Genomic DNA, 26,870 nt, shown 5'->3' with positions numbered 1-26,870 from the left:
CGAATGTCGCGAATGCCGGCGCCAGAGCGCACATTCGGCACGAATCGCCGAAACCGCATTCGTGACGAATGTCGCGAATGCCGCCGCCAGAGCGCACATTCGGCACGAATCGCCGAGGACCCTCTCGGCTAGAAGGTGGAGCCCATCTTCTCGAGGCGGTCGACGCGCTCCGGGATGGGCGGGTGCGTCGAGAACAGCCGGCTCATCAGGCTGGGCTTGAGCGGCTCGGCGATCCACAGGTGCGCCATGCTGCTGTTCTGGCGGCGCATCGGCCGGCCGTAGTCCTGCAGCTTCAGGAGCGCGCTCGCCAGCGCGTCGGGGTGCCGGGTGGTCATCGCACCCGTCGCGTCGGCGAGGTACTCGCGCTGCCGGGAGACGGCGAGCTGGACGAGCGTCGCCACCAGCGGCGCGATGATCGCGGCGACCAGGCCGAAGACCAGGACGATCGGGTTGCCGCCTCCGCCGTTGTTGTTGTTGCGGTTGTTGCCGCCGAAGAACGCCATGCGCAGGAAGATGTCCGCGATGAGGCCGATCGCGACGGTGAGGCCGAAGACGATCATCGACAGCCGGATGTCGTAGTTGCGCACGTGCCCGAGCTCGTGCGCCATCACGCCCTCCAGCTCGGCGTCGGTCATGATGTCGAGCAGGCCGGTGGTCGCCGCGACCGACGCGTGCTGCGGGTCACGGCCGGTGGCGAAGGCGTTCGGCGCCGGGTCGTCGATGATGTAGACCGCCGGCATGGGTGTGCCGGTCGTGATCGACAGGTTCTCGACGACGTTCCAGAGCCGCGGGTTGTCCGCCTTCGTGATCGGCACCGCGCCCGACATGCTGAGCGCCTGGCTGGAGGCCATGAAGTACTGGAACACGGCGTAGACGATCGCGCCGATCCCGACCCAGGCCAGGATCGCCCAGCTGTGGTAGATGACCGAGAACAGCCAGCCGAGCGCACCGATGAGGATCAGGAACAGCAGGATGATGAAGACGGTGTTGCGCTTGTTCCTGGCGATAGCCCTGTACATCGACGCCCTAGAACTGGACGCGCGGCGGCTCGGCGATCGCCGCCAGGTTGTCGACCTCGAAGAACTCGCGCTCGGAGAAGCCGAGGCGGCGCGCGAACAGGTTGTTCGGGAACACCTTGATCTTGGTGTTGAACTCGCGCACCCCGCCGTTGTAGAACCGGCGCGAGGCCTGGATCTTGTCCTCGGTGTCGACCAGGTCGGCCTGCAGGCGCAGGAAGTTCTGGCTCGCCTGCAGCTGCGGGTAGGCCTCCGCCACGGCGAAGATGCTCTTCAGCGCGGTCTGCATGTGCCCCTCGGCCACGGACGCCTCACCCGGCGTCTGCGCCGACAGCGTCTCGGCACGCGCCTTGGTCACGGACTCGAAGACCCCGCGCTCGTGCGCGGCGTAGCCCTTGACCGTCTCGATCAGGTTGGGGATGAGGTCGGCACGGCGCTTCAGCTGGACCGTGATGTCGCTCCACGCCTCGTCCACCCGCACCTTGAGGGTGACCAGGGAGTTGTACGTGGCCCAGAAGTAGATTCCGATGATCGCGACGAGCACGACGACGATGATGACCGGAATGAGCCATTCCATTGCGGGAACTCCTAAGCGTGTATGCGCCGATCGACTGCGCTGAACAGCATCCTAACGGGCACGGATGCGCCTCCCACGGCCTTCCCATCACACTCGAAGCAACCGCAATGCGGATGGACAGCGCACCCGGTCCGGGGTGCACAATGGCAGGCGTGAGTGAGCTAGCCGAGCGCCGCAGGCGGGGCAGGCCGCGCAAGGAGCGCGGGGCCGCGTCCGCGCGCTCGGCGATCGTGCGGGCGGCCGCGGAGGAGTTCACCGAGCGGGGCTACGAGGCCGCCTCGCTGCGCGCCGTCGCCCGCCGCGCAGGCGTGGACTCGGCGCTCGTGCACCACTACTTCGAGGACAAGGCCGACCTGTTCGCCGCCACGCTGGAGGCACCGATCCGCCCGGACCGGGTCCTGGACGTCCTGCTCGCCGCCCCGCGCGAGCAGGTCGGGGAGACGCTGGTGCGCTACCTGCTCACCCAGCTGGAGGACGAGCGCGCCGCCGGGCGGATCGTGCTCATCCTGCGCACGGCGCTCAGCAGCGGTCCCGGAACGCGGATGCTGCGCGAGTTCCTGACCCGCGAGGTGTTCGCGCGGCTGGCGGCGCTGACCCACGCCGACGACGCCGACCTGCGCGCCGATCTGGCCGCCTCGCAGATCGCCGGGCTGATGATGACCCGCTACGTGCTCAAGCTGGAGCCGATCGCGAGCGCAGCTCCGGACGAGCTCGCAAGACGGGTCGGGCCGGTGATCCAGTGGCATCTGTTCGGGGATATTGACGGCGGGCGCGGTCCGGGCGAATAATTCATCACATGATGAATTCATCGCGGCCGGCCCCGGGCGACCTGGTCGAGGACGCCGCCGTCGTGATCGACGGCCTCCGCGTCAAGCGCGGCCGGACGACCGTGCTCGACGGGCTCGACCTGCACATCCCGCGCGGCCAGGTCGTGGGGCTGCTCGGCCCGAGCGGCTGCGGCAAGACGACGCTGATGCGCTCCATCGTCGGCGTGCAGCGCGTGGCGGGCGGCCGGGTCGAGGTGCTCGGCCAGCCCGCCGGGTCCGTCGCCCTGCGGCACCGGGTCGGCTACGTGACCCAGGCCGCGAGCGTGTACGACGACCTGACGGTGCGGCAGAACCTCGCGTACTTCCGCGCCGTGCTCGGCGCGGGCAAGGCGGATGTCGACCGTGCCATCGAAGCGACCGACCTCGGCCCCAACGCGGGGCAGCTCGTGTCCACGCTCTCCGGAGGCCAGCGCAGCCGGGTCTCGCTCGCTGCGGCGCTGCTCGGCTCCCCCGACCTGCTCGTGCTCGACGAGCCGACGGTCGGCCTGGACCCGTTGCTGCGCGTCGAGCTGTGGGGGCTGTTCCACCGGCTGGCCGACGGCGGGACGAGCCTCCTGATCTCCAGCCATGTCATGGACGAGGCGACCCGCTGCGACCGGCTGCTGCTGATGCGCGAGGGTGCGATCCTCGCGGACACCACGCCGGAGGAGCTGCTGGCAGAGACGGGCGCCGCCGACGCCGAGGGGGCGTTCCTGACGCTGCTGCGGCGGCACCATCCGCGCCATGCGCTGGCCGAAGGCGTGGAGGACGCCGACGGGACCGAGAACGGGGAGGACGCCCGATGAACCCCACCCGCACCCTCGCCACCACCGCCCGCGTGCTCACGCAGATCCGGCACGACCCGCGCACCGTCGTCCTGCTCATCGCCGTGCCGGCACTGCTGATCGGCCTGGTGGCCTGGATCTTCACGAACACGCCGGTCTTCGCCACCATCGGGCCGGCGATCCTGGCGCTGTTCCCGTTCATCGTGATGTTCCTGGTGACCAGCATCACCACCCTCCGGGAGCGCCGCACGGGGACGCTCGAGCGGCTGCTCTCGATGCCGCTCGGCCGCGGCGACTTCATCCTCGGCTACACCCTGGCGTTCGGGCTGCTCGCCGTGATCCAGGCGCTGGTCGCGGTCGGCTACGCGGTGTGGGTGTGCGGCCTGGAGATCAAGGGCGACGTCTGGCTGATGGTGGCCGTCGCCGTCACCGACGCAGTGCTGGGCAGCACGCTCGGCCTGTTCGCCAGCGCGTTCGCGCGCACCGAGTTCCAGGTCGTGCAGTTCATGCCGCTGATCGTGTTCCCGCAGATCCTGCTCGGCGGGATCTTCATCCCGCGCGACCAGCTGCCGGACGGCCTCCGGCAGATCAGCGACTGGCTCCCGCTCTCGCACGCCGTGGACGCGCTCAACGCGGTCTCGACGAACTCGCACGACGCGGCCTACATCGGCGGCCAGCTCCTCATCATCGGCGCCTTCGCCGTCGCCGCCGTCGTCGTCGGCGCCCTCACCCTCCAGCGCCGCACCCCCTAGCAACCGCCGAGTACGCGAATATTCAGCCGGAAACCGCCGAGTACGCAGACGATTCGCGTACTCGGCAGGTGCCTAGGGGCCGAGGACTCTGCGAAGGTAGGCGTTCTCGAAGCGGCGGTCGGGGTCGAGGCGGTCGCGTATCGCGAGGAAAGCGTCGAAGCGGGGGTACGCCTCGCGCAGCGACGCGGCATCGCGGTAGTGGATCTTGCCCCAGTGCGGGCGGCCGTCGTGGGACCGCATGATCTCCTCGACCGCCGTGAAGTACGCCGTCGGGTCCTCCCGGTAGTAGCGGTGGACGGCGATGTAGCCGGTCTCCCGGCCGTGCGCGGTCGACAGCCAGTTCTCGTCGGCCGCGGCCGAGCGCACCTCGATCGGGAAGGAGATCCGCCAGCCCTTCCGCTCGATCAGCGCCTTCACCTCGGCGAGCGCGCCCGGCACCGCCTCCCGCGGGATCGCGTACTCCATCTCGCGGAACCGCACGCTGCGGTTGGTCACGAACACGCGCGGCGAGTGGTCGGTGAAGTCCCGGTTGCCGGTGAGCCTCTGCGCGAGTCGGCTGAACGGCGGGATGATGCCCGGCAGCACGGTCCCGACCGCGCAGACGCCGCGGTAGACGCCGTTGGCGAGCAGCTCGTCGTCCACCCAGCGGCCGGCCGCGGACAGCGGGGCGCGCGGCTCGGTGAGCGGCAGCCGCGTGTTCGTCTTGGTGAGCCCGGTCTCGGTGTGCGGGAACCAGTAGAACTCGAAGTGGTCCTCGCGCGCCGAGCGCTCCAGGTAGCTGTCGAGCACCTGCTGAAGCGGTTCGGGACGCTCGACCGCCTGCAGCAGGTAGGCGGGGACGCACTGGATCGTGATGTCCACGAGGACCCCGAGCGCGCCGAGCCCGAGACGCACGGCCGGCAGCAGTTCGGCGTTCTCGTCCTCGCTGACGGCCAGGAGCTCGCCCGACCCGGTGACGAGCGTGACCGCGACGATCTGGGTCGCCAGGCCGCCGAACGAGCCGCCCGTGCCGTGCGTCCCGGTGGAGGTCGCACCGGCGATGGTCTGCCGGTCGATGTCGCCCATGTTCTCCAGCGCGAGCCCGTAGGGACGCAGCAGCCGCGGGAGCTGGTGGAGCCGCGTGCCCGCGGCGAGGCGCACCCGGCCGCGTTCGAGGTCCACGTCGAGGACGCCGCTGACGTCCTCGAGGTCTAGCAGCACGCCCGGCGCCGCGGCGATGCCGGTGAAGCTGTGCCCGGCGCCGACCGCCTTCACGCGCATCCCCTGCCTCGCGGCGGCCGCGACGGCACGCTGCACGGCCTCGGCGTCGCGCGGCCGCTCGACGCGCTGCGGGCGGATGGACTCGCTCCGGCCCCAGTTCCTCCAGACGCCGCCGTTCGCCGTCACAGGAACACCTTCCCCTCGCCCCGGTAGCTCGGCACGGCGCCGACGACCGCCGCGCGGCCGTCCACCGTGTCGACCAGGTGGAAGTCGTTCACGTGCTCGCTGAGCTCGCCGGACTTGGTGTGCCGCAGCCAGACGCGGTCGCCGACGCGGAGGATGCCGGCGGCGGCGCCGGTGACGGGCGTCTGCACCTCCCCCGCCATCTCGCGGTCGACCATCGCCAGCCCGGTCGGCCACTCGATCTTCGGCAGGCGGTCGGGCCCGGGCGGGCCGGACGCGATCCAGCCGCCGCCGAGCAGCGTGGCCGTGCGCGCGTCGGGCCGGCGCACCACCGAGAGCGCGAACGACGCCGCGGGCGCGGGCCGGAAGCCGCGGTAGGTGTCGAACAGGTGGCCGCCGAACAGCCCGCTGCCCGCGGCGATCTCGGTGACCGACGGGTCGGAGGCCGTGAACTCCAGCGAGCCGGTGCCGCCGCCGTTCACGAACTCCAGGTCGGCGATCCCGCGCACGGCCGCGACCGCTTCGCCGCGGCGCGCGATCAGCTCCTCGCGCGAGTTCTTCTGCATCCAGCGCAGGGTCGCGCCCCACGCCGGGCGCCCGGGCGGGTTGTCGCCCTGCCCGGCGATCTGCGCCTCGTAGCCCATCATCCCGACGAGCGCGAAGCCGGGACGCCGCACGATCGCCGCCGCGACCGCGCGCACGGTCTCGACGGTGTGCAGCGGCGAGCGGTAGACGCCGATGTGGCCGAGGACCGGGGCCTCCCAGGACGAGTCGAGCTCCAGGCACAGCCGGATGGTCTCCCGCTGCGCCGGCGGCACGACCGCGTCGATGAGGTCGAGGTGCGCCACCGAGTCGACCATGAGCGTCACGCGGGAGGCGAGCTCCGGCGAGGCCGCGAGCCGGGCGATAGCGGCGCGGTCGGCGGTCGGGTAGCCCACGACGACGTCCTCGATCGGCGCGTGCTCGCCGTCCCCCTCGGCCAGCCAGAGCGCCTCCGGAAGCGTGTAGGCGAGCACTCCGGCGTACCCCGGGAGGGCGAGGACGGCATCCAGCACGGAGCGCACGCGCACCGACTTGGAGGCGACCCGGATGGGCTTGCCGGCCGCCCGGCGCAGCATGTCGTGCGCGTTGTGCCGCAGCGCGGGCAGGTGCAGCACGCCGAACGCGGGGTCGAGCCGGGCGGTCGCCGCGCTGAGCGCGGGCCAGAAGACGTCGGGCGTCGTCCAGGTGCGCTCGGCCGCGCCGGGCTTGGCGGTCAGGTCGATCGGGTTCGTCATCACCGCACCGCCTTCACGCGGGCGACCGCGAGCGCGCCGGCGAAGGCGAACACCCCGGACAGCACGAACAGCCCGACGAACCCGCCGAGCGCCGCGACGATCGCCGCGCCGAACAGCGGCGCCATCGCCTGCGGCACCGCCGTGGCGATGTTCATGATGCCGAGGTCCTTGCCGCGGTTCTCCGGGTCCGGCAGCACCTGGGTCGCGAGCGCCTGGTCCACCGAGAGGAAGCAGCCGTAGCCGAGGCCGAGCAGGCCCGCCGCGACCATCGCGACGGACAGCTCCGGCACGAAGGCCAGCAGCAGCGCCGCGACGCCCTGGAGCGCCGAGGAGACGAACACGAACGCCTTGCGCCTCCCCAGCCGGTCGGACAGCCGCCCGAGCGCGAGCGACGCGATGATGACGAACACCATGTAGATGAGGATCAGCACCAGCAGGTCGTCGTCGGCGTGCGTGTCGTGCAGCCCGAACTCCAGGAAGTACAGCAGCAGGGACGTGCCGAACGCGTTGCCGAAGTTGACCAGCACCCGGCTCAGCAGCGTCCAGCCGAAGTCGGGATGCTCGCGCGGGCTGATCCAGAGCCCCTCGATGATGCCGCGGAACGTCATCCGCTCGCGCAGGTGCGGCGGCAGCACGGCGTCCGGCAGGAACAGGAACGGCAGCACCAGGACGAGCAGCAGCACGGCCATCGCGGTGTAGCCGACGAGCGCACCGACGAAGACGTAGGTGACCAGTGAGACACCGAGGATGATCCCGATCGCCTGCGGCGCGCTGATCCAGCCGGAGACGTAGCCGCGCTGGTCCACCGGCACCTGGTCGGAGATCGTCGCGGTGAGCGCCGCCGTCAAGACGCAGAACCCGGTGAGGGCGAGCGACCAGAACACGCCGATCCCGACCATCGAGGTCTGCACGCCCAGGAGCACGAGCGAGACGGCGAACAAGGCGGCTCCCCCGGCGATCCACGGCCGGCGACGGCCGAACCGGCTGGTCGTGCGGTCGGAGAGCGCGCCGGTGAGCGGGTAGGCGATGATCGCGCAGACCCCGGAGATTCCGGAGATGATCCCGAAGGCGACGACATTGTCGACCCAGTAGGTGGTGTGCAGCTGCGCCTGCACCTGGTCGGGCAGCAGCTTCTGGATGGGCGCCAGCTGCGCCATCCAGACGCCCAGCCAGGCGACGGCGAAGGCCGCGATCCAGCGGCCGGGGACGCGCCGGGTCGGTTCGGCGAAGACGGCCGGCGTCGAAGTGTGGGTCATCGGGCACCTGCGTTCGGGTCGAGGGCGAAGGGGACGGAGGGGACAGGGGCGGAGGGGACGGCCGGTACGGGCTGGGGGACGTCGGCGATCGCGGCGAGCGCGTCCGCCGCGAAGTCGATGGCACGGTCGGCCGCGGCGTCGTCCCGGGTCACCAGCCAGGCGATCGTGAGGCCGTCGGTGAGCGTGACCAGGAGGCGCGCCACCTCCGCGACCGGGAGCCGCCAGCTGCTGCCGGTGAGCTCCGCGGCGTCGCGGGCCGCACGCTCCGCGAGTTCGTAGTAGCGGTCGTACTGCCGGCGGGCGAGAGGCGCGAAGCCCGGCTCGCGGAGGGCCCACTGGGTGAGCTCGAACATCGCCTTCTCGCGGTCGGGGTCGGCCCGGACGCCGTCGAGGTAGTGCTGGAGGCCGGAGCGGATCGCGGCGCGCAGCTCCAGTGGGGCCGTCGCCGGGTCGAGGGCCGGCTCGAGATCGGTCTGCTCCCCCGCCACGACCGTGTTCACCAGTTCGGCCATCAACTCGTCGCGCGATGCGAAGACGTAGTGGAAGCTGGCCAGCGGCATCCCCGCCTCGGCCACGATCCGCCGGGTCGTCGCGGCGGCCACGCCGTCCCGCGCGATCACCCGCAGCGCCGCCTGCACGAGCGATGCGCGCCGTGCTGCCGGGGCGATACGCGTCATCGGAGCTCCTCAGAGGTGCCGTCGCGCGTCGTCGCGCGAAGTGGGACAGTTGACCCACTTGTCAGTATGCCGCAAATCCGGCTGGGCGGTTTGACATCGAGCGTGTCCTCCCCCTGAAATGGGGTGGAATGCGGGTATTTACGTCTGACGTGTCTCCACCAGTCCGGCCGCGGGGGTCGACCGGACTGCTCGTCGCCGTGCTGACGGGATTCGCCCTCGCCGCACTCGCCTTCGCCGCAGGCTCCTTCGCCGGGCTCGCACCCCCGGCGTCCGCCGCCGGCACCGGCTCCGCTTCCACAGTGTCCCGCAGCACTCCCGCCCGCACAGCGCCCGCCGACAACTCAGCGCCCGCCGACAACACAGCGCCGGCCGACACGCCCTCCCCGACCCCGACGCCGGGGCCGGTGCGGCTCGACGCGCTGCCGAGCGGACTGGTCACCAGCTTCCCGCTGACGGTCTCCGGCACGGCCGATCCCGGCGACGTCATCGATGTCTCCGGCGGCTCGTCCCCCGGCTCCGACACCTCCTGCTCCGTCACCGCCGCCTCCGACGGGACCTTCCGCTGCGCGCTGCAGCGCCTGCCGGACGGCCCGGGCGTCGCCGTGCGCGCCGTCTCGCGTTCCAGCGGCCTCGCCGACAGCGGCCGCGTGGACGTGCTGTCGCCTCCGGTCATCGCGTCCGCCCAGGGCGGCGCCACCGGCGGCGGGATCCACGGCACCGCGTACCCGGGCGCCTCGGTGACGGTCACGGCCGAGACCGGCGCCTCCTGCACGTTCCCCGCCGACAGCTCGGGCAGCTGGGGCTGCGTGATCGCCGGCCTCCGCGACGGCCGCCACTCCATCACGGCGACCCAGGTGGCCCCGTTCTCCTCCACACGGTCCGCACCGAGCCGCCCGGTCACCATCGTGGTCGACACCGTCGCCCCGCCCGCGCCCACCATCACGTCGCCCGCGCCCGGCTCGACGGTGGCCAACGGCCAGACCATCACCTTCGGCGGCGCGGGCGAGCAGGGCGCCACCGTCACCGTCTACGCCAGCACGTCGCGCGGCACGACGGTGGCGTGCACCGCCACCGTGACCGGCGGCGCCTGGTCGTGCGGCGCCGCCGCGCTCCCCGCCGGGGACTACATCGCGTCCGCACTCCAGCGGGACGCCGCGGGGAACGTGAGCGCCGGCAGCAACCCGGTCGCCGTCAGCGTGGAGGCCGCGACCCCTTCGACGACACCGTCGAAGGGCCGTCCCAGCGCGGCGCCCGCGCCGGCCCCGGCCGTTCCCCCACCGCCCAGCGCAGCGCCCTCGCCGTCGGCGGGCCCCACGCATCCCAGCACCAAGGGCTGGACCGACACGCCGTTCACGACCGCGTCGGCGCCGGTGGTGACGGCCGCGTCCGTCCCCGGCTGGCTGCGCTCCGTCGGCCTCGCGATCGCGGCGCTCCTGCTCCTCGTGCTCCCGGCCCGGCTGCTCGTCGCGACCCTGGCCCGGCCGCGCGGACCGCGTGCGGTGCGCTCCTCGATCTTCGGCCGCAACCGGGCGGCCTCCGAGCTCGGCGAGGCCGACGCGCTGCTCGGCGACCGGATCGGCCCGGGCGCCGCGGCGCACCGCGAACCCGGCGCCGCCGCCCAGCCGGTGTGGCTCGCGCCTGTCGTCGGGGTCGCCGCCGCGCTCCTGGTCACCCTGTCCACGTCGGTGCAGGACGTCGCGACGTACGTCCGCCTGCTGCTCGCCCTCGCCCTCGCGGTCGCGGCCGTCAACGCGCTCTGGGTGCTCGCCGCGCGCGGTATGACGCGCCACCTCGGGCTGCCGCCGGCCCGCCCGGTCGTCCGCCCGGTTCTGCTGATCGTCGTCGCGGTCAGCGCGATCGGCTCCCGGTTCCTCGGGCTGGAGCCGGCCCTGCTGTTCGGGCTGGTGCTCGGCGCTGTGCTGCCGGAGGGGATGGGACGCGTCGAGCGCGGCCGGACCGCCGCCGTCCAGCTCTCCGCGACCGCCGCCCTCGGCGTGCTGGCGTGGCTCGCGGTCGGCCTCCTCCCCACGCCGTCCGGCGCGCCGTCCGCGTTCCTCATCGAGCTGGTCAACTCCGTGGCCCTGGTGGCCATCGGGTCGACGGCCGTCGCGCTCCTCCCGTTCGGCGGCCTCGCCGGACGCGCGGTGCTGCAGTGGTCGCGCCCGCTGTGGCTGGCGATGGGGCTCGTGGTCTACACCGTGCTGTTCGCGCTCCTGCTGCCCGTCGCCTCCCTGGTCCGGAGCGGGACGGGCGTCGTCGCGGTGGTGATCGCCGCACTCGCCTTCGCCGTGCTCAGCCTGTCGGTGTGGCTGTGGGAGCGGTACGTGGAGCCGGCGCGCTGACCGCGTCGCGCTGCGTTCAGACCGCGGCGACGTAGAACCAGTCGCCGCCCTCCCGCACGAACCGGGACACCTCGTGCAGCGAGCCGCGCTCCGCGCCCTTGTAGTAGGCGGTGAACGCCACGATCCCGTCCCGGTCGAACGGGCCGCCGCGTTCGGTCGACTCGACGTCGAGCCGGTACCAGTGCAGGCCGTCGTCCAGGTCGATTGCTTCCGGGCGGGTGGAGGCGTGCCAGCTCCGCAGCAGGTAGCCGGCGTCGCCGAGCGCGAACGCGCTGAACCGCGACCGCATCAGCCGCTCCGCGGTCGGGGCCGGGGCGCCGGCGTGCAGGGGGCCGCAGCAGTTCGCGTAGGTCTCGCCGCTCCCGCAGGGGCATCGCGTGTCGGTCACCCGGCGAGTGTAGTCGACAGCCGGACGGGCGCGCCGCGGGACCGCGGACAAGAGACTGCGGAAAAAGGGGGACCCGGCCGGAGCCTTGCGTCGGGGGATCTCGGGCTCCAGCCGGGTCGGAGGACACCTCACCAGAAAGGGTGTCGGCACACAGTCTGCACGGCCAGGGTGGGTGGACCCTTCGGGGGCTCTGAACGTCCTCTCAGTGCGGCGTCCTCCCGGTCACGAGGCGGCCGCCTCCCCCGCGGCGACGACGCAGAACCGGTTCCCGTCCGGGTCCGCGAGCACCACGTAGTCGGCGCCCTCCTCGTAGTCCCAGTCGACATCGAGCGCGCCGAGCCCGCGCAGCCGGTCCGCTTCGGCCTCCTGATCGTCGGCGTAGAGGTCCAGGTGGTGGCGCGGCGACGGGTTCGCCTCGCTCCCGACCAGCTTGAGCGCCAGTTGCGGCCCCGTCCCGGCGACGGGCGCGAGGATCGCCCAGTCGACATCCGGCTCCCGCAACGGCCGGTAGCGCAACGCCTCCGACCAGAACTCGACGGCGCGCGGCAGGTCGCGCACGCCCCAGACGATCGAACCGATCCGGATCATGTCCCCCACCCTCCGCCGCCGGGACCGGGAGGACAAGAGGGTGCGCGGCGCCGCGCAGCGTATATGGTGGGACCCATGGAAGGCGTGCTCATCGGATTCATCTGGACGGTCATCATCGTCGGCGGCGCGCTCGCCTTAGCGGCCATCGTCCAGATGGTGAAGTCGCCCTACCGCAACCGCTGACCTCCGGCCGGGCCGCCGGACCGATCGCCCCCATAGCCCAATCGGCAGAGGCAGGCGACTTAAAATCGCCCGAGTGTGGGTTCGAGTCCCACTGGGGGCACTTGGCTACTTCCGCGCTATGACTGGGATCGCGGAGGTTTCGGAGGTCCCAGAATCACCGATCGCCCACAAATCGCCCACACTTGAAACACGCACGGCCTCATCCAAAGCGGCCGAAACGGCGTCCAGGTCATCGTCGAAGAGGTGGCCGTAGACGTCGAGCGTCATCGCCGCGGAGGCGTGACCGAGCATCCGCTGCACCGCCTTCACGTTCGCACCGGCCGCGATCGCGAGCGACGCCGCCGTGTGCCGCAGGTCGTGAATCGTGAGCTCAGCGGGCACGCCCGAGCGTCGCTTGGCGTAGACGAACCATCCATCGCGCCATGAGGGCGTCGTGATGTGGTTGTGGCCGTCGCCGAACACGAGCTGCTCCCGAGTCTTGCCCTCGCACTGCCGCGCGAGCGACTCGGCGAGGAACCGCGGGAAAGGCACCGACCGCACGCGGTGCGATTTCGGCGAACCGACGATCACCTCGGTGCCGACCTTCACCGCGTTCTCGTCCACCTGCAGGCGCCCGCGGAGCATGTCGAGATGCTTCACGCGCAGTCCGGACGCCTCACCCCAGCGAATGCCCGTGTAAGCCAAGACGCGCACGAGCGTCGCGTACTGGCCGGCCTCGCGTGCGAGCGCGTCGACCTGCTCGTGCGTCAGGTAGACGTGCGCCTTCTTCCGCTTGCGCGGCAGGTCGACGTCACGCGCCACGTTCCGCGTCACCCGACGATCCTTCACAGCGACGTCGAGGATGCCGGCGAGTATCCCGTACGCGCGCAGCGTGACTGTCGCTGAGCGCCTCGCAGCGAGCTCAGCGACCCACGCCTGCACTTCGGAGTGCTCGACCGCTTGAAGGGCCACCGAGCCCCAGCGCGGCTCGACGTGCAGCCTCCAGGTGATCTCGAGGGCATAGAACGCGGACGGCTTCAGGGCGCTCTCCTTGCCAGCCAGCCACGCCCCAGCACGCTCCCCGATCGTCACCTTCGACAGCGACGTATCGATGTAATCACCGCGCGCCATGCTGACAACTTTGTCAGCCAGGAAAAGCTTCGCGGCCTCCTTGGTCGTGAAGCCACCCTTCTCGCGCGACTTGTGCTCCGGCGTCCGCCATCGGGCGCGGTACCGCTGTTTCCCGCCGACCTGATATGGCTCAACGCTAGCCACGGTCGTCACCCGTCCGCAGTAGCCCAGCCTCGCGTGCTCGCCCGATGATTCGTGTCGCCGTACTTTGGCTCACTCCGAGGTAGTCAGCGACGAACTTCAACGGCCCCATGTTCGCAATGCGCGCGACCGTGTACAGCCGCGCGGCGCGCTCGGTGAGATGCTCGGCCGGAATCGACCCCTGACTGAGATCCTGAAGCGCGACCGGCTGCTGAAGTGCCACAGGAGCGCCGAACCAGCTTTCATCAGGTGGGTCGATGTAAGCCATGTGCTGCGCCGCCCATCGCACCGCATCCTGTACACGCAAGTTGCGCAGATTGACGCCTGTGACCTCAGCGCCGTCAGCAGCGCGCTCGACACTCACGCTGTGAGCAACGAACCGTCCGAGTGATTCGTCGTACATCACCTCGATTCGAACGCGGCCAACATCTGCCTCGATGAACTCGATGGTTGATCGGCGCACGATGTAGACGCCTCGGGAAATGGGCACGAAGTCGCCCTTCGCCGGCCACGAGATCGTGAACTGTGTCTCTTCCACGTTGCCAGTATGGCAGAGTGAACCACCTTTGACACGGGCCATTCTTGACGAACATGGCTCAAACCGGTTATTGTTGAGCCAGCCTCGTCAGGGCTGGACCAACGATAAGGAGGACGCTATGGCGGTCACCCACCCAGACATCACAGAGTCGCAACGAATGCGCTTCTATTCGCCCAAGCAGGTCTGCGACGAACGCTGGCCCGGCATGACGGTCGAGGTTCTCGCGCAGTTGCGATACGCGGGCACCGGCCCGCGATACGTGCGCTTGAGCCCGAAGAAGATCGTCTACTCAGAGGCTGCACTGGCCGAGTATGAGCGCGCTCAGGAGCGCACGAGCACAGCGGCCGGGTCGTGAGGTCGGCAGGCGCAAAAGAAAATGCCCGCTGCGGGAACAGCGGGCGGGAGTCAGATCTAGGAGAACTAACCATGCAAAATTCTACACTCATTGACCTTCGAGCGGAACTGCTGAAGCAGGCGTTCAACGATACCGAGCCGGAGGACTACCCCGAGCAGACGTACCGGCGTCTTCAGTCCACGGACCCCGACCTGTCGGTGTATGCCTGGAGCGACCGCGGCGGCGAATCCGGCACCTGGGAAGTGTACGCCGATCTTGGGGACGTCGAGGACGCTGCGGCGGCTCGCAAGGCCGCACAGTCGTTGGCGCTCGTTGCCAATCAGGTGCGGATTCTGAACGCTCACGGTCGCGTCTTCGAGGTCGACGCCGACAACTCGCGTACCAACCCGGTCGCCGGCGGTCAGGTGTACCTGTACCGGCAGGAAGGGAAGGTTAGAGCCCACGCAGCCGAGACCATGCCGCACCTGGACCACCTCACCCCGGGCGCCGGGTGGGGCAGCGGAGACACCCGATACGACTGCAACCTTATCGGCAGGTTCGACGTCCTCGACGCGGAGCTGAGCGGCACGAGCCTGCGGCTGCTCGTCGCAGACGTTCACCAGCCGGACAACACCCCGATCGTCACCGATGAGGGCGAGGACGGCTGACGTGGGGGCGCATCTGGTCGGAAAGGCGTTCGCGTTCGCCGCCGCGAATGATCTCAAGCCGAACGAGTTCCGGCTGTTGATCTTCATGGCGCTCACTGCGCTCGATTCCGACCAGCCGCCCCGCTACTTCGCGTCACGCGAGGAATCCGCCTACGGCCTCGGCCGCATGGTGGAGGACAAGACCACTCTCGACCCTCGTGCGATAGGTGCTCGCGACGCGGCCTTCTGGGCAGTCAAAACGGCTGTGCAAGGGCTCGTGAAGTCCGGTGCGATTGAGCGCAAGCAACGGGGTCGGAACGGGCGGCGAGCTGAGTTCGTCCTCACGTTCAGGGGTGGGCAATCCCACCACCAGAAAGGTGGGGAATCCCACCCGGGATGGGGTGGGGATTCTCACCTTGAAGGGGTTGGCAATTCCACCCCCCAAGGAACCACTGAGGAACCACAGGAAGAACTACAGCGACGAACACCTCGATTTACGGAGGCATCTCACTTGCAGCCTGTGGATAACTCCGACGAGAGGCAGTCAGCATGACGATCCAAGATCTCGGCGCACGGTGCGACCGCCACGTTGGCGAAGCCTTCCAGCCTCGCTGCTCCGACTGTGACAACGCCAACCGCGAGCTCGAGCAGGAACGAGCCCAGGAACGCCACCAGCGCGCGATCGAACGCAACGCCGCCCTCGGCATCACCCCGAACCGCCCCACCCCGCGACGTCGCTTCACGCGCCGCCGCTGACCCGAAGGAACCCCATGCTCGGACACAACCCAGTCCTCGCGGAAATCGTCCTCGACCGCATCCTCACCATCGTTCAGACCAATGCTCGCGAGCTCCAGATTCACGGCGTCATCCGTGGCCTCGCAGTCGAGGACATGAATGCCCTGTCCCCGCACCTACGCAACGACCTCATCCAGCAGCACGTCGACATGCTCGACTGGTGGCTCACCGGGTCATGGCGGGACGAGCTGCACCGCGCCGAATTCGTGTACGGCACGCCGCCGGCCGCGCCGCCCCTGTCGGTGGACGGTGCTACCGTCGTCGTAGCTGGACAAGAGTGGCAAGAGCCTGGAGGGGCACCGCAACAGACCAGGCTTTCACCCCGAGATTCCGTGGATTCGGTCACCGGGTACGACGAGCAGCCGGACGGCATGTAGCTCGCCGATTACCTCTCATCCACGCGCCGGTGTCTGACCGGCTGAATCCCCAGGGAGTGAACCCATGGAACTCGACACCCGTTCCCGCCTCGACATCCTCAACGAGGCCCGCGACAAAGCCCTCGGTGAGATCGACACGATCGTCACCAGGGCCGAAACCTTCAAGCGTTCGATCTCCACCGGCGAGAACGCCAAGATCGAAGAGCACAAGAGCGACATCCGAAGCATCGATGCGAAGATCCGCGACCTGGAGGTCGAGGACGCCACCCGCGAACGCCTCGGTCGTGAGTTCCGCAGGCTCGGACTGGCCGGCACGCCGGGACGCACCTCGACGGTCGGCGGAACGTACAACCCGGAGTCGCGGCACTCGTACTTCCGCGACATGCTCGAGGCCAGCCGGGGCGACTCCGGCGCCCGTGAGCGCCTCGACCGCCACCGCAGCGAGTTCAGCGACGGCATCCGCGACCTCAGCGATTCCAAGGCGAACGAGATCCGCGCGATCTCCACGTCCAACGGAACCGGCGGCGAATTCGTGCCGCCGCTGTGGCTGGTCGACAACTACATCGAAGCGCTGCGCCCAGCACGCGCCACCGCGGACGCTCTGACCAACCTCGATCTGCCCGCCGGCACCGACGTCATCAACGTGCCCAAGGTCGTCACCGGAACCGCGGCCGCGATCCAGGCCACACAGAACACCGGCATCCAGCAGACCGACATCACGACCGGGACCGTTGCCGCGTCGGTCATCACGATCGCAGGTGGCCAGACCGTCGCCCAGCAGCTCTTCGACCAGTCCCCGATCGCCGGACACATGGACAAGGTGATCCTCCAGGACCTCATGGCCGACTACGCCCGCCAGGTCGGATCTCTCGTCCTCAACGGCACCGGCACCGGCGGACAGCCCACCGGCCTCATCACAGCCGCCGGCACCGTGCAGACCTACACCGACGCGAGCCCCGCGTTCATGGGCGCCGGGAAGATCTACGCTCAGATCGGCAAGGCCGTGCAGACGGTCCAGACCAGCCGGTTCGCCGCCGCGTCCGCGATCATCATGCACCCGCGGCGCTGGGCGTGGGCAGCCGTCCAGGTCGACGCGTCGAACCGCGCCGTGATCCTGCCCGACGCCAACGGCCCGCTCAACGCGTCCGGTATCCAGGTCAACGGCAACGCGCAGGGCGTCGTCGGCAAGATGTTCGGCCTGCCCGTGATCGTCGACCCGAACATCCCGATCAACGTTGGCACCGGCACGAACCAGGATGTCATCCTCGTGCTGAAGGCCGACGACTCGTGGCTGTACGAGGGCACCATCCGCGCGGAGGTGTTCCAGCAGACCTACGCGAACCAGCTCAGCCTGTTCGCCCGCGTCTACAACTACATGGCGCTGGCACACCGCCTCCCGCAGTCGATCGTGACCATCACCGGCACCGGCCTGGTCGCACCGACCTTCTAACCCACGGCCGCAGGGTGTCGGCCAGATCGACACCCTGCGGGCCAGTGCGTCAACGGCACCGGCTGGTACCCGACCGAAGGCGGAAGAGCTCGTCCCTTTCAGCGAGCAGAGACACCGCCTGCGCACACCAAGCCGCGCCCCGTCCCGTCCTCTCCTCCGGACGGGGCGCGGCAACAACGACCGCCCCACACCCCGACAGCACACCCCCGGTGGGCCGTCGAAATCTCTGAAAGGTTCCGAGCCAGATGACCCGCCAGCCGACGAAATCGCACAGTCCGGTTTTGAAGTCACGGGACATTTGTCACGCTAACCCCCTCACTTCCGCGAGTTTCCGGGGCTTTTGACCGGTCACGCATTGTCCCGCTTGTCACGCTAGGAGTCCACGAATGAGTACCACGCAGCAGATCGCTCTCGGAGTCGGCGCCGCCGGCGCTCTGGTCGACGTCTCGGCGTACTGCACCGGCCCTGAGGGCGTCGCGTACAGCTACGGTCGTCAGTCGGAGTTCCGCGACCCGAACCCGGGCCAGGTGACGTTCATCCTCGACAACTACGACGGTCGCTTCACGCCGGGCAACCTCAGCACCCCCTACGCGTCGCCGCTGACCGAGGGCACTGCGGTGTGCTGGTCGATCGGCGGTCGTCTCGTGAGCGGGATGGTGTCCGCGATCGGTTTCGCGTCGTCGGAGACGGAATGGGGCCGCGTGACGATCACCTGCGGCGACATCTTCTACTTCGCTAACCGCACGCTCGTCGGCGATATCGCTGCCACAATGGCCAGCACGAATGCGTGGCTGTACTGGTCTCTGAACGACGCCGCCAGCAGCGGCCAGGCCGCCGAAACGTCCGGCAACGGCGGCCCGAGCCTCACGACGCAGCCGCCCGGCAACCCGGGCGTGTTCGGGCTGCCAGGCGTCCCCGCTACGACCGACACTCAGATGGCACTCCCGGCGACCGCCGCAGCCGCAGCGGCGATGCAGGCAACCGGCCCGTTCCCCGTCATCAACTACCCGGCCGGCTCCCTCGGGTTCTGGGGTCTCTGGTACACGCCCAACGCTGCATCATTCGTCGAGATCGACTCCGGGCCTTCCGGCAGCTACGCCGGGTTCTGGCGCTTCCAGGGATCGAGCGTCTCGTTCGGCGCGCCAGGATGGACCAGCGGAGGCACAACGGTGGCCTTCGACGGGCTCACCCACTACTTCGCGCTCGGGACCACCTACGCCGGCACGACATTCACCGCGACGCTCTACATCGACGGTGTCGCCGCCGGCACCAGCACGGGCACCGTCGCGGGCACGCTCACCAACGCGCTCGCACAGCCCAAGTACGTGCGCCTCTTCGCGGGAGACGGCACCGGGAGCTACTCACCGTCGTTCTCGCACTTCTCGCACTCCCCGGTCCTGATCCATGAGGAATACGCGGCCTCACCGACGACAACTGCGAACCGGGTTCGCGCGCTCGCGCAGACGGTGCCCGGCATGACCATCGGCACCCTCGACCCGAACATCTCTACCGCACCCATCGGACCACCCACCGCATCCAACGTCACAGCCTGGTCGCTGATGTGCGACGCGGTCCGCACCGAGCAGGGCCACCTCTACGCCGCCACGACCGGGACCCTGCTCGCGCCGACCACGACCGTCAACATGCGGGCACGCACCCGACCGACCGCGGTCACGCTGACCCTCGACGCAGCAGCCGACATCGAAGGCTTGCCCCAGATCGACCGCGACGTCACGAACCTCTACGCCACTATCACCGCCTCTGGACCCAGCAACAGCGCCGCCGCCACCGACCGCGCCGCAGTCGCCCGCGTGGGCGCCGCAGCGACGTCAGAAACAGTCACCCTCGCCAACCCGACCGATCTGCTCGGATACGCCCAAGACCGCCTGCAGCGCGGCGAGAACGTCGCGCTGAAGGTCTCCAAGGTCGATATCAACACGACCACCTCCGCGGTCACGCTCGCGCAGCTACTGGGCCTGAACCTCGGCGACCGGGTGCGCCTGACGAACCTGCCCACGGCCGCGCTCGGATTCACTCAATGGGACGGCTGGTTCCTCGGTGCGACCGAAGTCCACAACACTCTGAGCGGCGACGTCTTCACCCTGTACCTCGCACCCGTGCTGCCCAGCACAGCGGTCTTCGACACGGACGTCTTCTCAGCCGGCACGGACCTCACCCTGTCCAGCGCGCTCACCGCCGGCGCGACCAGCATGGTCGTGGCCACGGCGAGCCCGCTCACGTTCCTCGAGACGGTACAGGTGCCCTACACACTCCAGGTCGATTCCGAGCAGGTCACCGTCACCGCCTGCACAGCGCTCAGCGGCAGCACACAGACAGCCACCATCACCCGCGGCGCCAACGGCACCACGCCAGCGGCACACGCCACAGGAGCGCTCGTAGACGTCGCCCAGCCCGGCATCTACGCCTTCTGACCTGACACAGCGACACGAACCCCGGGCGGCATCCAACGACTGCCCGGGGTGGCCCTGTCGATTCTTCAGGGCCTTTGAGGACCGATGACCCGCCAGTCCACGCGATCTCTCCCCGGCATTTTTTTTCCACACGGAGCACCATCTTCGGGACCTCCTGCAGATGGTGTGCGCTAGCGTGCGAAGCATGGCAACCAGATATGCAGTCGTTTACAGTCTCTTGGTGGGACCGCTCGCAAGCCTGACGTCTAACGCCGAAGTCACGTACATCACAGTTGACAATCGCGAGCGTGCGGAGCAGATCTCCGCGGCGCTCAACTCCCCCGAGGGCCGGCAGAAGCTGCACGCGGAGATCGCGGTGAAGCCGGAGTACGCAGGGGCCGAAATGATCGACACCACAGCTCGAGTGGTCGAACTCTCCGACTAGTCATTCGACGGACGCCCCACCTGGCGGTTCGGTAGGCAGTGAGTGCAGCCACTCATCGAGCTCGTCGGCGAGGATGACGCCCTTTCGGTTCGCGTAACGCTTCGAGAGCTCACCTCTTGCGATTGCCCGCTGGAGCACTGAGATCGAATAGCCGGACGCTCTCGCCGCATCCTCGATCGAGTACGCAAGCGGCCTCGGCGCGGGCCTCAAATCGCTCATGGAAGCATCCTGACATCGCTAGCGCCCACAAATCGCCCACAAATCCCCCACAACTGGATAATCCAAACGCATCGTAACCGCCTGAAAATCCGCGTGATTATGCGGAATTCGCGTCAGATTCAGTCGTTTCAAGGGGCTTCATTCGGGTTCGAGTCCCACTGGGGGCACTGGCCTTTCCGTCGATGGATGGACATCAACGCGTACCGGACGCGTTGCCGGTCTGGGCGACCCGATCGACCCACGGACCGATGTCCGACGCGACCGTGTCCAGGACGCCCAGGTGCGTCGCCCCCGGGACGATCTCCGTCGTCACGTAGGGAGCGTGCCCGGCGTAGGCGACCACGCGTGCCGCGGCGAACACCTCGTCGTCCGCTCCCACCCAGACGCCGACCGGCCGGCGGATGGCGGCGAGCGTCCCGGCCGCGTCGGCGGGGTTCTGCCCGATCGCCATGTCGGCGGTGTAGCGGTCGACGAGGTGCGCGTCGGTGATCTGGGCCGCGGTGTAGGCGAAGCCGACGGCCGGGGCGTGCGCATCCAGGAGGCCGTCCGTGACGGTCGCGGCGACGAGCGGGCGCTGGCACACCGTCGCGAAGTTCGACGCGTCCGTGGCGAGTTCGGTTCCGGAGTGCAGACCGAAGTCGGGCGCGACGAAGACGTAGCCGGCGACCTCGCGCGCGATCCGCGGGACCGAGTTCAGCACGACGCCGGCGCCGGCCGAATGGCCGCCCACGAATACGGGGAGGCCGGGCAGCGCGCGTCGGACGCCGTCGACGGCGGTCTGCTCGTCCCGCTGCAGCTGGGCCACGCTCGGGGTATCGCCGCGCGGGCCGCCGGATGCGCCGTGACCGCGGAGGTCCACCAGGTACGTCGCAATCCCGTACTCCCGGTCCAGTTCGCGCGCGAGCGGGAGATAGCCTGCGGCGCTGTTCGCGCCCGAGCCGTGGGAGAACACCAGGCTCGCGACGGGGTGCGCCGGGACGAAGGCGTAGTAGGCGAGGCGGGTGCCGTCGGTCGCCCGGAACACGCCCGACGGCGCCGGCGCACTGCCGGTCGCCTGTGTGTCGTCGGTGGTCAGTCCGCTCCGGGACGCCGCCGGGAAGGAGCACGGTGCAAGGGCGGTTGCGACGCCCGCACCGAGCCCGACCGTGAGCACCCCGAGGGAGACGACGACCGCGACCATCGCCGCCCGGGCCGTGCGGCCGAGGAGGACCGCGCCGAGGATCGCGGCGGCGCCGACGACCATCAGCGCGACAGCGAGAAGGTGCGGGCCGGTCCCCTGCGGAGCGTCGGGCCCGAAGCCGATGACGCCGCGCAGGAGCAGCAGCACGCCGCAGAGCGCGAGGACCACCCCGCCGGCGGCGCGGAGGACGGGGTGCGATGAACGAGGGGAGCGAGGATTCGGGGTCACCCCTCCTGTCTACGCAGGCCGGGCACGAAGCGGCTCCTCCCGCGGGTGGAGCGCGGGTGGACCTCCGGTGGGCGGGACTCGACCCCCTGCCCGACGCGGCTGTGCGCCGCCCGGCTGCTCCCCGCCATATCCTGGTCCACGACCTCCATCCGTCAGCCACTCCCGAGCCACCCCATGACCCACACCCTCGCCTCCCCCGCCACCGCCGAGCTGGAGGTCCGGCGCAGTCGCTTCCTCGCGCTCGTCACCCCGGTCGAAGACCGGGAGGCGGCGCTGGCCGAGGTGGCGCGGCTGCGCGCGGAGCATCCGGCGGCCGCGCACGTCTGCTGGGCGCTGCTCGCGGGCGGCCACTCCGGAATGTCGGACGACGGGGAGCCGTCCGGGACGGCCGGGCGCCCGATCCTGGAGGTGCTGCGGCACCACGACCTGGACGGGGTGCTCGGGGCGGTGGTCCGCTACTTCGGCGGCGTGAAGCTCGGCGCGGGCGGGCTGGTGCGCGCGTACACCGACGCGGTGGCTCTGGCGGTGGCCGGGGCGGAGAAGGTGGAGCGCATCCCGGAGACCGTCCTGCGCGTGGAGGCCGACTACGCCGACGCGGAGCGGGTCCGCCGCTGGGCGGAGGCGGAGGGCTACGCCGAGCCGGAGGCCGAATACGGGGAGGCCGTGCTGCTGCTCCTCCGGGTGCCCGCCATGGCAAGAGACGCGACGGCGATCGCGCTCGCCGACCTCAGCAACGGCCGGGTGCGGATCGCCGACTGACAGAAACGCGGAAGGCCCGGCCCCCTCTCGGGGACCGGGCCTTCTCGCACGGCGACGGCTACTTGGCCGTGACCTCCGCGGGCTCCTTCGCGGCCTTCGCACGGACGGGCTTCTTGGGCTCCTCCGCCGGGGCGGCCTCGACGGCCGGCTTCGGGCGGGCGGCGAACTCCTCGAACGCGGCGCGCGGGGCCTGGACGGCCTCCAGCGACACGATGTCGCGGCCGAGCCAGAAGTTGTTCCACCAGCCCCACAGCACGCGCCACTTGCGCTCCCAGCTCGGCATCGCCAGGCCGTGGTAGCCGCGGTGGGCGAACCAGCCGAGGACGCCCTTGACGGCGATCTTGCCGGACTGCAGCACGCCGATGCCGAGGCCGAGGCCGGCGACGGCGCCGAGGCTCTTGTGGTAGTACTGGCGCGGCAGCTCGCCGCGCAGGTCGGCGATGATGTTCTTCGCGAGCAGCTTGCCCTGGCGAACGGCGTGCTGGGCGTTCGGCACGCAGTAGCCGCCGACGCCGGCGCCGGTCAGGTCGGGGACGGCCGAGACGTCGCCGGCGCCCCAGGCGCCCTCGACGATCTCCTCGTCGGTGCCGACGCGCAGGTCGGCGCGGACGCGCAGGCGGCCGCGCTCCTCGATCGGGAGGTCGGTGTGGCGGACCACGGTCGGGTTCGCCATGACGCCGGCGGTCCAGACGATGAGGTCGGACTCGAAGCTCTCACCGGTGGAGAGCTCGATGCGGCCGTCGACGGCGCTGCTGAGCTGGGTCTCCAGGTGGATCTCGGCGCCGCGCTCCGCGAGGTTCTTGATGACCCAGTGGCTGGTCGGGAGCGACACCTCCGGCATGATCCGGCCCATCGCCTCGATCAGGTGGAAGTGCGTGTCCTCGAACGACAGCTCCGGGTACTTCTTGAGCAGGGCGCTGGCGAACGAGCGCAGCTCGGCGAAGATCTCGATGCCGGCGAAGCCGCCGCCGACGACCGTGACGGTCAGCAGGCGGTCGCGCTCCGGGCCGGCCGGGAGGGTCGACGCCTTGTCGAAGTTGGTGAGCATCCGGTCGCGGATGTAGACGGCCTCTTCGATCGTCTTGAGGCCGACGGCCTGGTCCGCGATGCCCGGGATCGGGAACGTGCGCGACACGGCGCCCGCGGTGACCACCACGATGTCGTACTCGAACTCGTACGGCTCGCCCGCCGCCGGCGCGATCGTCGCGGTCTTGCTGGCGTGGTCGATGTAGGTGACCTTGCCGCTGACGATGTTCGTGGTCTTGAGGTGGCGGCGGTGGGAGACCACCGCGTGACGCGGCTCGATGGAGCCCACGGCCACCTCGGGGAGGAACGGCTGGTACGTCATGTACGGCAGCGGGTCGACCATGGTGACCTCGGCTTCGCCCGAGCGGAGCTGCTTCTCGAGCTTCCACGCGGTGTAGAAACCGGCGTAGCCTCCGCCGACGATCAGGATTTTGGGCACAGTAATGCGTCTCCTCAACACGAAAGTATGGGTGTTAATCTACCCCCTGCCGTCCGCTCGTCTGAAATGCAGCCACGCACCGACCCCGCCGAGGGCGAGGAGTGTGACGAAACCGGCGATCAGAGCGAAGGGAAGCCAGAGGGTCGTGAGGACGCTCCATCGCGGCCAGAAGAACGACTCCCATTCTACAGGGCGTTCGGGGCTGAGCTTCGCCGGGGCCGGGGCCGCCTGCGCGCCGGGGGTTTGCGGGACCGCGGTCGCCGGGGCCTGGGCGCGGCGGTGGATGTGGATCCACTCGGTCAGGTCGCCCATCGGGTTGGCGCTGACGTGCGGGACGGTGGCCGTCACAGCGGCCGCCGCGTCCAGCAGCCCGTAGCCGTAGACCGGGCTCGGCACCGCTCCCCCGCCGGCCGGCCGCGCGGTGCGGATGATGCGGTTGATGACGTCCGGCGCCTTCAGCTCGGGATGCGCCGCGCGCACCAGGGCGACCGCCCCAGCGACGAGCGGCGCCGCGCCGCTGGTGCCCGCCCACTGCACGTAGCCTCCGCCCGGGTTCGCCCCGACCAGCTGCTCGCTCGGCGCGGAGACGCCGATCGTGATGCCCTGCGACGACGCGTCGAAGGAGGCCTGGCCGGCACGGTCCACTCCGGCGACGGTGAGCACGCCGGGGATGGTCGCCGGCGCGCCGACCTCGGTCGTCCCGCTCCCGCGGTTGCCCGCCGCGGCCACCACCACCACGTCGTGCGAGAACGCGTACTGGAAGGCGTCGTCCCAGCTCGTCGGCCAGTCCAGGGTGTTCCGGGTGAGCGAGATGTTGATGACGGACGCTCCGGCGTCCACGGCCCAGCGCACGGCCTGCGCGATCTGGTCGTCGCTGTTCACGGCGCCCGTCGACTTCCCGAGCGCGACGGAGGCGGTGAGGACGCTCGCCTGCGGCGCGGCGCCGAGCACGCCGGAGTCGGGGCCCGTGCCGCGCCCGGCGAGCAGGGAGGCCACCCAGGTGCCGTGGTCCGCCGCATCGCCGTCGCCGAGCGGCTTCTGCCCGTTCGCCGCGCCGACGCCGGACACGTCCGTGCCGCCGGTGACGGCGCCGGCGAGGTCGGGGACGGTCCCGTCGACGCCGGTGTCGATGATCGCGACCTTCACGCCCGCGCCCTTGGTCGTCTGCCACGCCTGCGCGAAGCCGTACTCGGTCAGCCAGTACTCCAGGTCGCGCACCTGATCGGCGTGCGCGGCGGTGGCGGGCGCGATGCCGACGACCAGCGCCGCGGCGAGCGCCGTCGCGCCGGCCGCGAGGGTGCGGCGGAGCCGGGTCAGCCGGCCTGGATGCGGCACTCGCACACCTCGGGCGACCACCCGCCGCGCGCCAGGGCCAGGTCGCCGATCGGGTTGACGCCGGGGCCGGCCGCGAGCGCGTGGGCGGCGAGGGCGTGCAGGCACTTGACGCGGGTCGGCATCCCGCCGGCGGAGACGCCGTCGAGCTCGGCGACGACCGCGATGGACTCGCGGTCGGCGAGGTACTGCTCGTGGGCGGCGCGGTACTGCTCGCGCACGTCCTCGTCGGTGGCGAGGAGCTCGTTGTACTCGTTCATGACCTGCGTAGCCTCCAGGTGCGACATGGCGGCCGTCGCGGCGGGGTGGCTGAGGTAGTAGAAGGTCGGGAACGGCGTGCCGTCGTCGAGCCGCGGCGCGGTGGAGACGACGGTCGGGCGGCCGCACACGCAGCGCGCGGCGATCCCGACGACGTTGCGCGCCGGGCGGCCGAGCTGCTCGCTCACCGCGGCGATGTCCGCGTCGGTCACGGGGTCGAACGGGGGTCTGGTCATGTCGTGCCTTGGTTCTGCGATGGTGGTCACTTGCCGGCGGGAGCGCCGGGGGTGGGAGTCGGGGACGGCGCGGGCGTTCCGCCCAGCTGCGCCGGGGTGGCGTCGGTGAGGCCGGCGCCCATGAGCGAGCCGAACAGGGAGTCCACCCAGTCGGTCTTGGTCTTCTGCAGTTTCGAGCTGACCGGCGTCGTGTCGGCCTTCGCCGCGGGGGCGCGGTCGTCGATGACGAGGTAGCTGACCTCGCCCGGCATCACGTAATAGAGCCGGTCGCGCGCCTGGGCGCGGATGTAGCTGGGGTCGTTCCAGCGGGCGCGCTGCTCCTTGAGGGCGTCCACCTGCGCGGAGAGCTCCTGGACCGCCTTCTGCTGGTCGGCGATCTGCTGGCGCTGCGCGAGGAAGGCCTGCAGCGACGGCGCGAGGATGACGACGGCGAGCACGACGGCCCCCATCATGACGAGGGAGAAGGCCGAGAAGTGCAGCCCGCGCAGCCAGCGGCCGGTCCCGGTCGGCTCCTCGAAGGAGGGGGCGACGCGCTGCGTGCGCGGCTTCGGCATGGCCCCTCCTGCGGATCTCGGCGGACGTGGAGGACCGGGCGTCCCCGCTCCCAATCGTAGGCGATCGCTCCTGAGCGGCGGCCGCGCGGGCGGGGTGTCGCGGCGCGCTCAGCCGGCTGTCAGCGTGACGACCAGCCGCACCGCGCCCACGGCGAGGAGCGCCAGCCCGCCGAGCGTGAACACCAGCCCGATCGCGCGGGCGTCCCGCGGCCGGAACGTCTCACGCGCGTCCCGGTCGGCGAACAGCGCAGCCGCCCGCTCCGGCCGGCGCAGCAGGTAGCCGCCGAACACGGCGAACAGCGCCGCCAGCAGCAGAAACGCCCCCAGCGGCACCAGCTCCCCGGAAACCCCCACCCCCACA

Annotated in this window: 29 protein-coding genes and 1 tRNA gene; 14 read left to right on the top strand and 16 right to left on the bottom strand. The window is 70.5% G+C overall.

Annotated features, from left to right (window positions below):
• Positions 1–128: 128 nt before the first annotated feature.
• On the bottom strand, positions 129–1,019 hold the full coding sequence (locus tag HNR13_RS08860) for a M48 family metalloprotease (protein WP_179605412.1): 891 nt from the start codon (positions 1,017–1,019) through the stop codon (positions 129–131).
• Between the two features lie 7 nt (positions 1,020–1,026).
• Positions 1,027–1,593: a LemA family protein gene (locus HNR13_RS08855; protein ID WP_179605411.1), complete on the bottom strand. Its 567-nt coding sequence runs from the start codon at positions 1,591–1,593 to the stop codon at positions 1,027–1,029.
• A gap of 152 nt (positions 1,594–1,745) precedes the next feature.
• Here HNR13_RS08855 and HNR13_RS08850 point away from each other — a divergent pair, with 152 nt between their 5' ends.
• From HNR13_RS08850 to HNR13_RS08840, 3 genes are read left to right on the top strand one after another with little or no spacing between them, the layout of a single operon-like run.
• Complete coding sequence (locus HNR13_RS08850; protein WP_343063511.1) at positions 1,746–2,381, top strand: TetR/AcrR family transcriptional regulator; 636 nt, start codon at positions 1,746–1,748, stop codon at positions 2,379–2,381.
• Positions 2,382–2,389: 8 nt separating this feature from the next.
• On the top strand, positions 2,390–3,205 hold the full coding sequence (locus tag HNR13_RS08845) for an ABC transporter ATP-binding protein (RefSeq protein ID WP_179605410.1): 816 nt from the start codon (positions 2,390–2,392) through the stop codon (positions 3,203–3,205).
• On the top strand, positions 3,202–3,936 hold the full coding sequence (locus HNR13_RS08840; protein WP_179605409.1) for an ABC transporter permease: 735 nt from the start codon (positions 3,202–3,204) through the stop codon (positions 3,934–3,936). Before HNR13_RS08845 ends, HNR13_RS08840 begins: the two co-directional genes overlap by 4 nt.
• Positions 3,937–4,008: 72 nt before the next feature.
• Here the strand turns inward: HNR13_RS08840 and HNR13_RS08835 are convergent, their stop codons facing one another.
• The 4 genes from HNR13_RS08835 to HNR13_RS08820 are packed head-to-tail and all read right to left on the bottom strand — an operon-like array spanning position 4,009 to position 8,529.
• Positions 4,009–5,322, bottom strand: a complete 1,314-nt coding sequence (locus tag HNR13_RS08835) for a D-arabinono-1,4-lactone oxidase (protein ID WP_179605408.1) — start codon at positions 5,320–5,322, stop codon at positions 4,009–4,011.
• Complete coding sequence (locus tag HNR13_RS08830; RefSeq protein WP_179605407.1) at positions 5,319–6,596, bottom strand: amino acid deaminase/aldolase; 1,278 nt, start codon at positions 6,594–6,596, stop codon at positions 5,319–5,321. The genes HNR13_RS08835 and HNR13_RS08830 overlap by 4 nt, the downstream gene beginning before the upstream one ends.
• Complete coding sequence (locus HNR13_RS08825) at positions 6,596–7,852, bottom strand: MFS transporter (protein WP_179605406.1); 1,257 nt, start codon at positions 7,850–7,852, stop codon at positions 6,596–6,598. The genes HNR13_RS08830 and HNR13_RS08825 overlap by 1 nt, the downstream gene beginning before the upstream one ends.
• Positions 7,849–8,529: a TetR/AcrR family transcriptional regulator gene (locus tag HNR13_RS08820; RefSeq protein ID WP_179605405.1), complete on the bottom strand. Its 681-nt coding sequence runs from the start codon at positions 8,527–8,529 to the stop codon at positions 7,849–7,851. Before HNR13_RS08820 ends, HNR13_RS08825 begins: the two co-directional genes overlap by 4 nt.
• Before the next feature lie 149 nt (positions 8,530–8,678).
• Between HNR13_RS08820 and HNR13_RS08815 the strand changes: the two genes are divergently transcribed.
• Positions 8,679–10,871, top strand: a complete 2,193-nt coding sequence (locus tag HNR13_RS08815; protein ID WP_179605404.1) for an Ig-like domain-containing protein — start codon at positions 8,679–8,681, stop codon at positions 10,869–10,871.
• 16 nt (positions 10,872–10,887) lie between these two features.
• Here HNR13_RS08815 and HNR13_RS08810 read toward each other — a convergent pair whose 3' ends face one another.
• Together HNR13_RS08810 and HNR13_RS08805 are read right to left on the bottom strand one after the other, a co-directional pair.
• The gene (locus HNR13_RS08810; protein WP_179605403.1) at positions 10,888–11,259 is read right to left on the bottom strand and encodes a YchJ family metal-binding protein; all 372 of its coding nucleotides are present in this window, start codon (positions 11,257–11,259) and stop codon (positions 10,888–10,890) included.
• A 222-nt stretch (positions 11,260–11,481) separates the two neighbouring features.
• A complete protein-coding gene (locus HNR13_RS08805; protein ID WP_179605402.1) occupies positions 11,482–11,847 on the bottom strand; it encodes a VOC family protein in 366 nt (121 codons plus the stop codon).
• 209 nt (positions 11,848–12,056) lie between these two features.
• Between HNR13_RS08805 and HNR13_RS08800 the strand changes: the two genes are divergently transcribed.
• A tRNA-Leu gene (locus HNR13_RS08800) sits at positions 12,057–12,130 on the top strand.
• A 5-nt stretch (positions 12,131–12,135) separates the two neighbouring features.
• Here the strand turns inward: HNR13_RS08800 and HNR13_RS08795 are convergent.
• Both HNR13_RS08795 and HNR13_RS08790 read right to left on the bottom strand, forming a co-directional pair.
• Positions 12,136–13,293 carry a tyrosine-type recombinase/integrase gene (locus HNR13_RS08795; RefSeq protein ID WP_343063510.1) on the bottom strand — a complete coding sequence of 386 codons (1,158 nt, stop codon included), beginning with the start codon at positions 13,291–13,293 and terminating at the stop codon, positions 12,136–12,138.
• Positions 13,277–13,819: a helix-turn-helix domain-containing protein gene (locus HNR13_RS08790; protein WP_179605401.1), complete on the bottom strand. Its 543-nt coding sequence runs from the start codon at positions 13,817–13,819 to the stop codon at positions 13,277–13,279. Before HNR13_RS08790 ends, HNR13_RS08795 begins: the two co-directional genes overlap by 17 nt.
• Before the next feature lie 118 nt (positions 13,820–13,937).
• On the opposite strand from HNR13_RS08790, the gene HNR13_RS08785 reads away from it, so the two are divergent.
• From HNR13_RS08785 to HNR13_RS08750, 8 genes are all read left to right on the top strand, one after another.
• Positions 13,938–14,174, top strand: coding sequence for a hypothetical protein (locus tag HNR13_RS08785; protein WP_179605400.1), 237 nt, complete (start codon positions 13,938–13,940; stop codon positions 14,172–14,174).
• A gap of 71 nt (positions 14,175–14,245) precedes the next feature.
• Positions 14,246–14,821 carry a hypothetical protein gene (locus HNR13_RS08780; protein ID WP_179605399.1) on the top strand — a complete coding sequence of 192 codons (576 nt, stop codon included), beginning with the start codon at positions 14,246–14,248 and terminating at the stop codon, positions 14,819–14,821.
• A gap of 1 nt (position 14,822) precedes the next feature.
• Positions 14,823–15,353, top strand: a complete 531-nt coding sequence (locus tag HNR13_RS08775) for a hypothetical protein (RefSeq protein WP_179605398.1) — start codon at positions 14,823–14,825, stop codon at positions 15,351–15,353.
• Complete coding sequence (locus HNR13_RS08770) at positions 15,350–15,556, top strand: hypothetical protein (protein ID WP_179605397.1); 207 nt, start codon at positions 15,350–15,352, stop codon at positions 15,554–15,556. The genes HNR13_RS08775 and HNR13_RS08770 overlap by 4 nt, the downstream gene beginning before the upstream one ends.
• Positions 15,557–15,570: 14 nt before the next feature.
• Positions 15,571–15,972 (top strand): hypothetical protein, encoded by a 402-nt coding sequence (locus HNR13_RS08765; RefSeq protein ID WP_179605396.1) that lies wholly within the window; start codon positions 15,571–15,573, stop codon positions 15,970–15,972.
• 64 nt (positions 15,973–16,036) lie between these two features.
• The gene (locus HNR13_RS08760) at positions 16,037–17,422 is read left to right on the top strand and encodes a phage major capsid protein (protein ID WP_179605395.1); all 1,386 of its coding nucleotides are present in this window, start codon (positions 16,037–16,039) and stop codon (positions 17,420–17,422) included.
• A 386-nt stretch (positions 17,423–17,808) separates the two neighbouring features.
• Positions 17,809–19,854: a hypothetical protein gene (locus HNR13_RS08755; protein WP_179605394.1), complete on the top strand. Its 2,046-nt coding sequence runs from the start codon at positions 17,809–17,811 to the stop codon at positions 19,852–19,854.
• A gap of 220 nt (positions 19,855–20,074) precedes the next feature.
• A complete protein-coding gene (locus HNR13_RS08750) occupies positions 20,075–20,278 on the top strand; it encodes a hypothetical protein (RefSeq protein ID WP_179605393.1) in 204 nt (67 codons plus the stop codon).
• A 412-nt stretch (positions 20,279–20,690) separates the two neighbouring features.
• On the opposite strand, the gene HNR13_RS08745 is transcribed toward HNR13_RS08750, so the two are convergent.
• Positions 20,691–21,905, bottom strand: a complete 1,215-nt coding sequence (locus HNR13_RS08745) for an alpha/beta fold hydrolase (RefSeq protein ID WP_179605392.1) — start codon at positions 21,903–21,905, stop codon at positions 20,691–20,693.
• A gap of 174 nt (positions 21,906–22,079) precedes the next feature.
• On the opposite strand from HNR13_RS08745, the gene HNR13_RS08740 reads away from it, so the two are divergent.
• Positions 22,080–22,664 (top strand): IMPACT family protein, encoded by a 585-nt coding sequence (locus HNR13_RS08740; protein WP_179605391.1) that lies wholly within the window; start codon positions 22,080–22,082, stop codon positions 22,662–22,664.
• A 58-nt stretch (positions 22,665–22,722) separates the two neighbouring features.
• Here HNR13_RS08740 and HNR13_RS08735 read toward each other — a convergent pair whose 3' ends face one another.
• The 5 genes from HNR13_RS08735 to HNR13_RS08715 form a co-directional block, all read right to left on the bottom strand.
• Positions 22,723–24,129, bottom strand: a complete 1,407-nt coding sequence (locus HNR13_RS08735) for an FAD-dependent oxidoreductase (protein ID WP_179605390.1) — start codon at positions 24,127–24,129, stop codon at positions 22,723–22,725.
• Between the two features lie 39 nt (positions 24,130–24,168).
• Positions 24,169–25,464, bottom strand: coding sequence for a S8 family peptidase (locus HNR13_RS08730; protein ID WP_343063509.1), 1,296 nt, complete (start codon positions 25,462–25,464; stop codon positions 24,169–24,171).
• Entirely contained in the window at positions 25,443–25,955 is a 513-nt protein-coding gene (locus HNR13_RS08725) for a DUF501 domain-containing protein (protein ID WP_179605389.1), read from the bottom strand. The genes HNR13_RS08730 and HNR13_RS08725 overlap by 22 nt, the downstream gene beginning before the upstream one ends.
• A gap of 26 nt (positions 25,956–25,981) precedes the next feature.
• Positions 25,982–26,509: an FtsB family cell division protein gene (locus HNR13_RS08720; protein ID WP_179605388.1), complete on the bottom strand. Its 528-nt coding sequence runs from the start codon at positions 26,507–26,509 to the stop codon at positions 25,982–25,984.
• A gap of 108 nt (positions 26,510–26,617) precedes the next feature.
• Positions 26,618–26,863 carry a hypothetical protein gene (locus HNR13_RS08715; protein ID WP_179605387.1) on the bottom strand — a complete coding sequence of 82 codons (246 nt, stop codon included), beginning with the start codon at positions 26,861–26,863 and terminating at the stop codon, positions 26,618–26,620.
• Positions 26,864–26,870 lie beyond the last annotated feature (7 nt).

The sequence above is a fragment of the Leifsonia shinshuensis genome, from assembly GCF_013410375.1.
Lineage (GTDB): Bacteria > Actinomycetota > Actinomycetes > Actinomycetales > Microbacteriaceae > Leifsonia > Leifsonia shinshuensis.
Note: the sequence above shows the minus strand (reverse complement) of the source record. Positions and strands in the feature narration are given on the sequence as shown.

Excerpts from the sequence above, each read along its gene's own strand:
- HNR13_RS08860 (WP_179605412.1), bottom strand. The coding sequence starts at position 1,019 with ATGTACAGGGCTATCGCCAGGAACAAGCGCAACACCGTCTTCATCATC.
- HNR13_RS08855 (WP_179605411.1), bottom strand. The coding sequence starts at position 1,593 with ATGGAATGGCTCATTCCGGTCATCATCGTCGTCGTGCTCGTCGCGATC.
- HNR13_RS08845 (WP_179605410.1), top strand. The coding sequence starts at position 2,390 with ATGATGAATTCATCGCGGCCGGCCCCGGGCGACCTGGTCGAGGACGCC.
- HNR13_RS08840 (WP_179605409.1), top strand. The coding sequence starts at position 3,202 with ATGAACCCCACCCGCACCCTCGCCACCACCGCCCGCGTGCTCACGCAG.
- HNR13_RS08830 (WP_179605407.1), bottom strand. The coding sequence starts at position 6,596 with ATGACGAACCCGATCGACCTGACCGCCAAGCCCGGCGCGGCCGAGCGC.
- HNR13_RS08825 (WP_179605406.1), bottom strand. The coding sequence starts at position 7,852 with ATGACCCACACTTCGACGCCGGCCGTCTTCGCCGAACCGACCCGGCGC.
- HNR13_RS08820 (WP_179605405.1), bottom strand. The coding sequence starts at position 8,529 with ATGACGCGTATCGCCCCGGCAGCACGGCGCGCATCGCTCGTGCAGGCG.
- HNR13_RS08805 (WP_179605402.1), bottom strand. The coding sequence starts at position 11,847 with ATGATCCGGATCGGTTCGATCGTCTGGGGCGTGCGCGACCTGCCGCGC.
- HNR13_RS08785 (WP_179605400.1), top strand. The coding sequence starts at position 13,938 with ATGGCGGTCACCCACCCAGACATCACAGAGTCGCAACGAATGCGCTTC.
- HNR13_RS08780 (WP_179605399.1), top strand. The coding sequence starts at position 14,246 with ATGCAAAATTCTACACTCATTGACCTTCGAGCGGAACTGCTGAAGCAG.
- HNR13_RS08770 (WP_179605397.1), top strand. The coding sequence starts at position 15,350 with ATGACGATCCAAGATCTCGGCGCACGGTGCGACCGCCACGTTGGCGAA.
- HNR13_RS08765 (WP_179605396.1), top strand. The coding sequence starts at position 15,571 with ATGCTCGGACACAACCCAGTCCTCGCGGAAATCGTCCTCGACCGCATC.
- HNR13_RS08760 (WP_179605395.1), top strand. The coding sequence starts at position 16,037 with ATGGAACTCGACACCCGTTCCCGCCTCGACATCCTCAACGAGGCCCGC.
- HNR13_RS08755 (WP_179605394.1), top strand. The coding sequence starts at position 17,809 with ATGAGTACCACGCAGCAGATCGCTCTCGGAGTCGGCGCCGCCGGCGCT.
- HNR13_RS08740 (WP_179605391.1), top strand. The coding sequence starts at position 22,080 with ATGACCCACACCCTCGCCTCCCCCGCCACCGCCGAGCTGGAGGTCCGG.
- HNR13_RS08725 (WP_179605389.1), bottom strand. The coding sequence starts at position 25,955 with ATGACCAGACCCCCGTTCGACCCCGTGACCGACGCGGACATCGCCGCG.
- HNR13_RS08720 (WP_179605388.1), bottom strand. The coding sequence starts at position 26,509 with ATGCCGAAGCCGCGCACGCAGCGCGTCGCCCCCTCCTTCGAGGAGCCG.